Annotated in this window: 9 protein-coding genes; 2 read left to right on the top strand and 7 right to left on the bottom strand. The window is 34.4% G+C overall.

From position 1 onward, the window contains the following. A partial coding sequence (locus J0M08_14090) for a T9SS type A sorting domain-containing protein (protein MBN8704189.1) occupies positions 1-341 on the top strand: 341 nt, incomplete at its 5' end. A gap of 67 nt (positions 342-408) precedes the next feature. Continuing rightward, positions 409-1437 carry an RluA family pseudouridine synthase gene (locus J0M08_14085; protein MBN8704188.1) on the top strand — a complete coding sequence of 343 codons (1029 nt, stop codon included), beginning with the start codon at positions 409-411 and terminating at the stop codon, positions 1435-1437. A gap of 3 nt (positions 1438-1440) precedes the next feature. Here the strand turns inward: J0M08_14085 and J0M08_14080 are convergent, their stop codons facing one another. From J0M08_14080 to J0M08_14050, 7 genes are all read right to left on the bottom strand, one after another. Further along, entirely contained in the window at positions 1441-3357 is a 1917-nt protein-coding gene (locus J0M08_14080) for a PD40 domain-containing protein (GenBank protein MBN8704187.1), read from the bottom strand. Between the two features lie 45 nt (positions 3358-3402). Next, positions 3403-4491 (bottom strand): acyltransferase, encoded by a 1089-nt coding sequence (locus tag J0M08_14075; protein ID MBN8704186.1) that lies wholly within the window; start codon positions 4489-4491, stop codon positions 3403-3405. A 16-nt stretch (positions 4492-4507) separates the two neighbouring features. After that, on the bottom strand, positions 4508-4852 hold the full coding sequence (locus tag J0M08_14070) for a septum formation initiator family protein (GenBank protein ID MBN8704185.1): 345 nt from the start codon (positions 4850-4852) through the stop codon (positions 4508-4510). A gap of 69 nt (positions 4853-4921) precedes the next feature. Further along, positions 4922-6343 (bottom strand): HD domain-containing protein, encoded by a 1422-nt coding sequence (locus tag J0M08_14065; protein MBN8704184.1) that lies wholly within the window; start codon positions 6341-6343, stop codon positions 4922-4924. A 2-nt stretch (positions 6344-6345) separates the two neighbouring features. After that, positions 6346-6852: a hypothetical protein gene (locus J0M08_14060; GenBank protein MBN8704183.1), complete on the bottom strand. Its 507-nt coding sequence runs from the start codon at positions 6850-6852 to the stop codon at positions 6346-6348. Between the two features lie 24 nt (positions 6853-6876). Continuing rightward, positions 6877-7995, bottom strand: coding sequence for a glycosyltransferase family 4 protein (locus J0M08_14055; protein MBN8704182.1), 1119 nt, complete (start codon positions 7993-7995; stop codon positions 6877-6879). 1 nt (position 7996) lies between these two features. Further along, the coding region (locus J0M08_14050; GenBank protein MBN8704181.1) for a 2,3,4,5-tetrahydropyridine-2,6-dicarboxylate N-succinyltransferase at positions 7997-8363 on the bottom strand (367 nt) is incomplete at its 5' end.

Genomic DNA, 8363 nt, shown 5'->3' with positions numbered 1-8363 from the left:
TTTGGCAGAAATCTACTGTTTTTGGTTCTGTTATGTTGCGACCTGTTTTTGGAGAGCAATTGCTGTATTCAAGTGCAAGTAATAATGTTTCGGAGGCAATTATCAAGCATCGTATTTGGCCCAATCCTGCCACAACCGAGTTGAATGTAGAAGTAGAAAATGAAACGAATCAAAAAATTGTAGTAAGAATGACAAATTGTTTTGGGCAAGTTGTTTTGGAAAAAAATAGTTTAGCAGGCTTTGAAACGCTTGATTTACAAAGCATCAATAACGGTATTTATTTTGTAACTATTCAAATTGGAGATGCTTTTATAAACAAATCGATTGTAATTAATAAGTAGTTACTGCAAAACTATTCTACAACTATTTATTTTAAATAAGTTTTCCTACCAACAGAATATATTTTTTATGACAGAGCCTGCAGATTTGCTAGATGAGGAACAAGATTTATATGAGCATTTTAAAATTGTAATTGATAAAGGTCAGGAACTTTTACGAATTGATAAGTTCTTGATGAACAGAATTCAAAATGCTACACGCTCTAAAATACAACAAGGTATTGAGGCTGGAAATGTATTGGTAAATGGAAGGGCTGTTAAATCAAACTACCGAGTAAAGCCGTTTGATGTTATTTCTGTTGTGTTTGCAGAGCCTCCGAGAGAGATTGAGATAATTCCGGAAAATATTCCATTAAACATTGTGTATGAAGATGAGCATTTGGTGCTTGTAAATAAAAATCCGGGCATGGTTGTACACCCGGGATACGGAAATTACAAAGGCACGTTGGTAAACGCTTTAACATACCATTTTAAAAATTTGCCCGTAGGTAAAAATGGAGAAGCTAGACCAGGCTTGGTTCACAGGATTGATAAGAATACGTCTGGTATAATTATAATTGCCAAAGATGAATTGAGCATGACCAAATTGGCAAAGAATTTTTTTGATAGAGATATAGATAGAAAATATGTTGCTCTTGTATGGGGCGATTTTAAAGAGGATGAAGGAACTGTTACCGGGAATGTTGGAAGAAGTTTAAAGGATAGAAAAGTGATGGATGTTTTTCCGGATGGAGATTTTGGAAAACATGCTGTAACACATTATAAAGTCATAGAGCGATTTGGCTATGTAAGTCTTATAGAGTGTAAGTTAGAAACCGGGCGTACACATCAGATACGTGTGCACATGCAGCACATTGGGCATCCTATTTTTAATGACGAAACTTATGGAGGTAATAAGATTTTAAAAGGAACCACTTTTGCAAAGTATAAACAGTTTGTAGAAAATTGTTTTGAACTTTTGCCTCGCCATGCCTTACATGCAAAGTCGCTTGGTTTTACACATCCAATTACTGGAAAAAAAATGTTTTTTGATTCGGACCTGCCTCCTGATATGCAGCAAGCAATAGAGAAGTGGAGAAGCTATTCTATTTCGAAATAAAAATTATTTTTTTAAACTAAAGTTTCGTTCTACTTCGTTTTGAGAGTTTCCTATACCTGTTATGTCAATAACTTCTTTATATGCTTTAAACCCGGGAGCGTCAATTTCTAGTTCGTATTTGCCTGGTTGAACAATTAGAATAAACTTACCTGTTTCTCCAACAGTTTTGTAGGTTCCGTAAATAGTTCCGGTTGTTTTATCTGTCAATTGAATATTGTCAGGAGTTAATGGATTAGCTTCCATCATTTTTTTTCCGGAAGGTTTGAAGTTTATTTTTTTTGCAATTTCGTAGGTGCTATTTTTTATTTTAATTGTTAGGTCTGTTTTTGGAAAATTTTTTTGATCGAATACTTTTTCAACGCCTTTGTTATCACAGGTAAGCGTAAATTTCAATTCTTCGCTTTCTTTTACTTTTACTTTTTTACTTTCAACAAAAACCCATTCTTTGTCAGGACTCAAATTGGTAGGGAAATCTTTATAATCGGTTCCTTTTCGGTAGGTATTTAGTGTAATTAGTTCAAATGGTTCTACTTCTAGATCTGTTTTCACTTGTCCTTTAATAACTACAAATTTGGGGCTCATATCTTCGAATGTAAGTCGGTAAATATCTAAATCGCCTATTGCATCGGGTCTATAAGCTGATACATACGCATTTTTACCGTTGTTGGTGTAGCAAATGGTCATGTTGTCATCAGTAGTATTTAACGGATAGCCTAGGTTTACAGCTTTTGACCATTCTTGTGTTAATTCGTTGTACGTAGATTTGAAGATATCAAATCCTCCCATATTTGTGTGCCCTTGTGATGCAAAGAAGATGCTTGTTCCATCTTCATTAATAATAGGAAAGTCCTCTATATATTTTGTGTTTACTGAATTTCCTAGGTTTTGTGGTAAACCCCATTTCCCGGAAGGCAATTTTCTAGAGATGTAAATATCCATGTCTCCTTTTCCTCCAGCTCTATTGCTTGAAAATACAATTGTATTGCCATCGGGAGTAATACTTGCGGCTCCCTCTGATTTGTCTGAATTTACAGGTGGTTCAATGAGAATACGGGGCGAATATGATTTTCCTTTTTTGGTTGAAACCAACATGTCGCCATATTCAAATTCATTTTCAGAGTAAATAAAAATAGCGTTGCCGTCAGATGTCATAAACGTTGCTTCATCTTGTCCATCCGAATTGAAAAAAGAACCTGCGCTTTTCGCCTTTGTCCATTTTCCTGCTTTTTCTAAAGATGTAAATACATCAGAAGTATTAAAACCATCAGATGCAACTAAGCCTCCAACGGTTCCTTTTCTGCGAGTGGTAAAAATTAGTGAAGATTCGTCAGCCGTTACAAAAGGGTAGTAATCCGGAGCATCGCTATTGATATCCTTTCCTAGGTTTTCGTATTTTACATTTATCGGAACTTTTACAAATTCTTTTGCATTTAAGCATATTTCAATTAATCTGTTTGTAAGTTCTCCTTCAGCTGATTTTTCTCCAACTAGTGTTTTGTATTTAGTAAAGGCTTCAATGGCTTCGTCAAATTTGTAGTTGATGTGATACGCCTTTCCTAATTCTAACCAAACTTCCTTTTCCGCTCCAGTAAGGGTACTCGCTTTTTCTAAATAGGTAATTGCTTTTTGTTTTTCAATGTTTGTATTTAAGTAACATACACCAGCCCTAAAATTGTAAAGAAAATTAGCCGGCTCTTTGTTACATAATGCAATGTATTCGCCCATTGCAGCCAAATAGTTTCCATTTGTAAAATTATCTTTCGCATCTTTTGAAGTAGCAGGATTTACCGGACGAACAATAGGATATTTTCTTGTTATTGTATTTGTAACAGAAACAGTAGATGTTGGAGTTGTTTGAGATATGGTATCAACAACACCACTAAAAAATAAAAATGCTATGAATAAATTTCTATACTTCATATTCTTCAGATACAAAGAAACAAAATTAATATTATACTCACTACGCTAATACGCATAACTGTGTCCTAATTTTATCAAAGGTTTTTCTATAAAGTGGTATGAAATAGTTGCTACTACAATTGTCATAATCAAAGAGAGAATGGTTATATACAAATCTAAACTACTCATTAAGATTGGCGATTGATGTAAAAATAGGTAGTGCAATACGCCTAATACTAGCGGATGGTATAGATACACACCGTACGAAATAATTCCAAGCTTAGTAAGTATAGGGTTGACAATAATTTTATAGAATATACTCTCTTTGCAATTACAAATGACTAAAACAGTAAAAAGGAATAACCCCGAAAACCAGGTGTTTTCAAGCACATAATGTATTTGTATTTTGTTGCAAGAGAGCATAAGTGTTAGTAGCAGCCATACAATTAGTATGCCATCTGCCCATTTTGTTTTTGATTTTATGTAATTAGTTACGGTAGTTTGTTTGCATAGTATGCTTGCAAGTACACCGCTAAATAAGGCATCTAATCGGCAATGCAAATAATTAAAAGATTCGTACCAGTTGTTGGAATAATAGCGAAATAGAGGAGCCGCAATGCAGCCCAAAAGTAGTATTATTACTAACAATCTGTTGGGGAGAAAATAAATTAGTATAGGAAGTATTATGTAGAATTGTTCTTCTAATCCCAATGACCACGTATGCGATACCCATCTGTTGCCAAGAGTTTCGTTTAATCCCATAAAAATGTTTTGTGTAAATGTAAAATACGACCAGTTGGGTATCATCCCCTCAGAAAGCCAACTGTGAGAGTAGGGGATGAGCTTGTTTATTAGAAGGAATGTAATGCTAAGTGTTAAAAAATAAATTGGAAAAATGCGCAGAATACGCCTAGTATAGAAGGTTTTAAAGTAGTTGGTTGATTTTTTTTGTTTTAACAATATACCACCTAATAAAAAGCCGGAAAGTGTAAAAAATAAATCAACTCCGCTCCAGGTGTAAGATGTGAGCATTTTAAAATATTTTGCCGTAGTTGAATTGTTGTTGTACAATAGGTTATTGCCATAATGCCAAACTAGAATTAACAAAATAGCCACACCTCGTATGCCGTCTAACTCCTTTAGTCTAGGATTCAATGTTTAGTGGTTTAGGTTAGTTGGAGCTGTTTTTAGTTGTTTTTGGAGATATGGAAGTTGTAGTAGAGTCGAAATAAAAGACAAAAATATCTTCGTTGTCTTTTTTCATGAAATATTTTTCACGGGCAAATCGTTCTAACTCTTTTTTGTTTGTTTGCAGTTCTTTTAATTGAGTTTTATTGTTTTTAATCTCTTTAATGTAATACTCTTTTTCTTGTTCCAGTTCGCTTAGCTGCTTGGTAAGTTTTACCTGTGATAAAATATCGTTTTTGTCAAAAAAAATGAGCCAAACTACAAACGCAACGAATGTGAGAATGTATTTGTTTTTCAGGAGACCTATTATTTTGCTTGGCTTTTTCACAAGATTAAAGAAAGTAAATAATAGCTTAACTAAATAGCGCGCGTGGGTATATTTGTTAAGGGTAGAATGTTAATTAGTTTGAGGATACAAGCCAAATTCGGTGGCTTTTTTAACTAAAAATTGATACGCTTCGGAGTAGTCGTTTTTTATTTCTCCTTCAAGAATAGCCTCTCGTATAGCGGTTTTAAGTATTCCAACTTGTTTGCTTGCCGGTATATTAAATATTTTCATGATATCCTCTCCGGTAATGGGAGGTTGCCAATTGCGAATACGGTCTTTTTCCTCAATATCTTTTAACTTTTGTCGTACAATCTCAAAATTATGTAAGTACTTTTTTACTTTTTCGGGATTTTTAGATGTAATATCTGCATCGCATAATTTCATTAAATCATCAATGTCATCTCCTGCATCAAAAAGTAAGCGTCTAACCGCAGAATCTGTTACTTCGTTTTTCGATAAAACAATTGGTCGTAAATGAAGTTGTACTAATTTTTGTACATATTTCATTTTTTCATTTAAAGGCAGTTTAAGTTCTTCGAAAATTTTGGGTACCATACGTGCGCCTTTGTCTTCGTGCCCATGAAACGTCCATCCGTGTTCTGTTTCAAATCGTTTGGTGTCTGGTTTTGCAATGTCGTGTAAAATAGCTGCCCATCTGAGCCACAAGTCGGTGGTGTGAGCACAAATATTGTCTAATACTTGTAGGGTATGGTAGAAGTTATCTTTATGACCTTTGCCATTTACTATTTCAACTCCATGCAGTTTTACCATTTTAGGAAATATAAAATGCAATATTCCGGTATTGAATAATAATTTAAAACCGTTAGATGGTTTAGGAGCTAAAATAATTTTATTGAGTTCGTCTGTAATTCGTTCTTTCGAAATTATTTTTATTCGTTCATTATTTCTAGTTATTGCAGCAAGCGACTCATCTTCAATTCTAAAACCTAGTTGGGTCGAAAATCGTATGGCACGCATCATACGAAGTGGATCATCAGAATAAGTTGTGTCAGGAAGTAAAGGTGTTTTTAATACTTTATTTTCCAAATCCGTTAATCCATTAAATGGGTCTAACAGTGAGCCATACGAGCTCTTGTTTAAGCTAATTGCAAGTGCATTAATTGTAAAATCTCTTCGGTTTTGGTCGTCCTCTAGAGTGCCTTTTTCCACTTGTGGATGTCTAGAGTTGCTTCTGTACGATTCTTTTCGAGCACCAACAAATTCAATATCGTAATCATGGTATTTTATGTGTGCAGTGCCGAAATTTTTAAAAATGGTAACAGGAAAATGAGTTCCCATCTTTTGACTCACCGCATTGGCTATATCGATTCCACTTCCAATGGCAACAATATCTATGTCTTTACATGGTCGGTTCAAAAGCAAATCTCTTACCCAACCGCCAATAACATATACATCGATGTTTAATTCGAGCGCACATTCTGAAACTATTGAAAATACAGGGTGCTCTAGCTTGGCTGCGTAATTTTGCATATTTAGTGCTTCAATATTTTTACAATCCCATTGTTCTTCAATTGAAGAATGGAAGCATTTGCAAAGTTAATAGGCGAATTGATTCGAACTAAAAAATCTGAATTATAATTTACAGTTCCCTGTTTTATAATTACAGCCAAAGGATTGTTTAACCTTCTAATAATAGCCGCTAAATCTATATTTTTATTGTATTGAATGGCCACAGTGTTTTCGTTAGTTGCCAATGAAGGTGCTAAGCCAAATGGATAATCGTATATAATTGTAATTGGATTTTCTGAAACGTCAATTAATTCAAAAGCCTGCTCGGGAACATTTTTAACATGCTTAATAAGAAAACGATCTTCGGAAATTAATACTGTTTGAGGTGATTGTGCTGAGGCTAACTTTATAGAAGCTTCTGCTATGCAAGCATTGCAAACAAGCAGTGTCTCATCATTAAATTCGAGACACGCAATTTTTCCTGCTTTAAGACAATCAATTAGTAAATTAAATTCGTTGCTTGGAATCATTTAGATGCGTTTAATTTATACGGGTTACGAAGCATATAAATTTAGTACTTGATTGGAAATGATTTCAGGTAGAAATTTTTTTGAGTATTCGTACCCTTCACTTTTCATTTTTTCTATTAAGCCGGTTGAGTGTATAATTTTTTTTATTTCGTGTGTAAGTTCTTCCTCGTTGGTAGGGTTTACATATATTGTGCTTGGGCCTCCGGCTTCTGTGAAGCAACTGCCTTTACTAGTAATAACAGGAACTTTTGATGTAATGGCTTCTAGAATTGGAATCCCAAAGCCTTCAAAAATGGAGGGGTAAATAAAAAGCGCTGCGTTACTAAATATTGTAGGTAAATCTTGGTTCGAAACATTTTTAAGGAAGATAATTTTTTTCTCAAGTCTTTTTTCTATAATATATTCTTGCACTTTTTTGAAGTATGCTTTTTTCTTACCTACTACAACTAATGGCATATCATTAATTTGTTCGAGTGATTTTATGATGGTAAGTATGTTTTTTCTTTCTTCAATCGTGCCAACATATAATAGATAATTCTCCGGTAGATTGTGTTTTTTTTTCACAACTTCTATTTGGTCTGCTGTTTGGATGTTGTAAAATAAATCATCACAACTCTGATAAATAACCTTTATTTTTTCGGATGGAATAGAATAGTAATATTGAATGTCTTGTTTGGTTTGTTCGCTTATAGATACTATTACATCGGCCTGTTTGCAAGCAGATCTAAATTTAATATCATATATTTTTCTGTCGATAGCTGGATAGAGTTGAGGGTAACGCAGGAAAATTAAATCGTGAATGGTTACTATTTTTTTTCCTTTGAATTGAGAGATGTTAAAAGGAAGCTCATTGCTTAGTCCGTGATAGATATTAATGTTTTCTTTGGTAATTATGGGAGTAATTCCATACGAACGCCAAATAGATTTTATATGTCTATTAATAAATCCGGAAGGTGTATGAATAGAAATGTTTCTTTTAGTTGTAGTTTGTTTTGGAAACAAATCGTTTTTTTCTTCGGTTGTAAATAAGTGGTAATTGTTTTCCGGAAAAAAACGAACAAGCCCGTTAATAAGCGTACGAGCGTAGTTCCCCAGGCCACTTTGGTTTACGAATGCTCTCTTGGCATCAAGTCCGATGTTCATTTTAAACGGCTATTTCATTTTCACGTAGAACTTCGTTTAATGATGTTTTAAGATCTGTGCTTGCTTTGCGTTGTCCTATAATTAATGCGCATGGAACAAGGTATTCTCCGGCATTAAATTTTTTTGCGTATGATCCCGGTATAACTACTGAGCGCGAAGGTACATGACCTTTGTATTCAATAGGCGTATTGCCAGTAACATCAATTATTTTTGTTGAGCCTGTAATAACTACGTTTGCGCCTAATACGGCTTCTTTTCCTATGTGCGCACCTTCTACGACTATGCATCGTGAGCCAATAAAGCATCCATCTTCAATGATAACAGGCGCTGCCTGCACGGGCTCCAACACTCCTCCAATTCCAACTCCA

The organism is Bacteroidota bacterium, assembly GCA_017303975.1.
Lineage (GTDB): Bacteria > Bacteroidota > Bacteroidia > JAFLBG01 > JAFLBG01 > JAFLBG01.
Note: the sequence above shows the minus strand (reverse complement) of the source record. Positions and strands in the feature narration are given on the sequence as shown.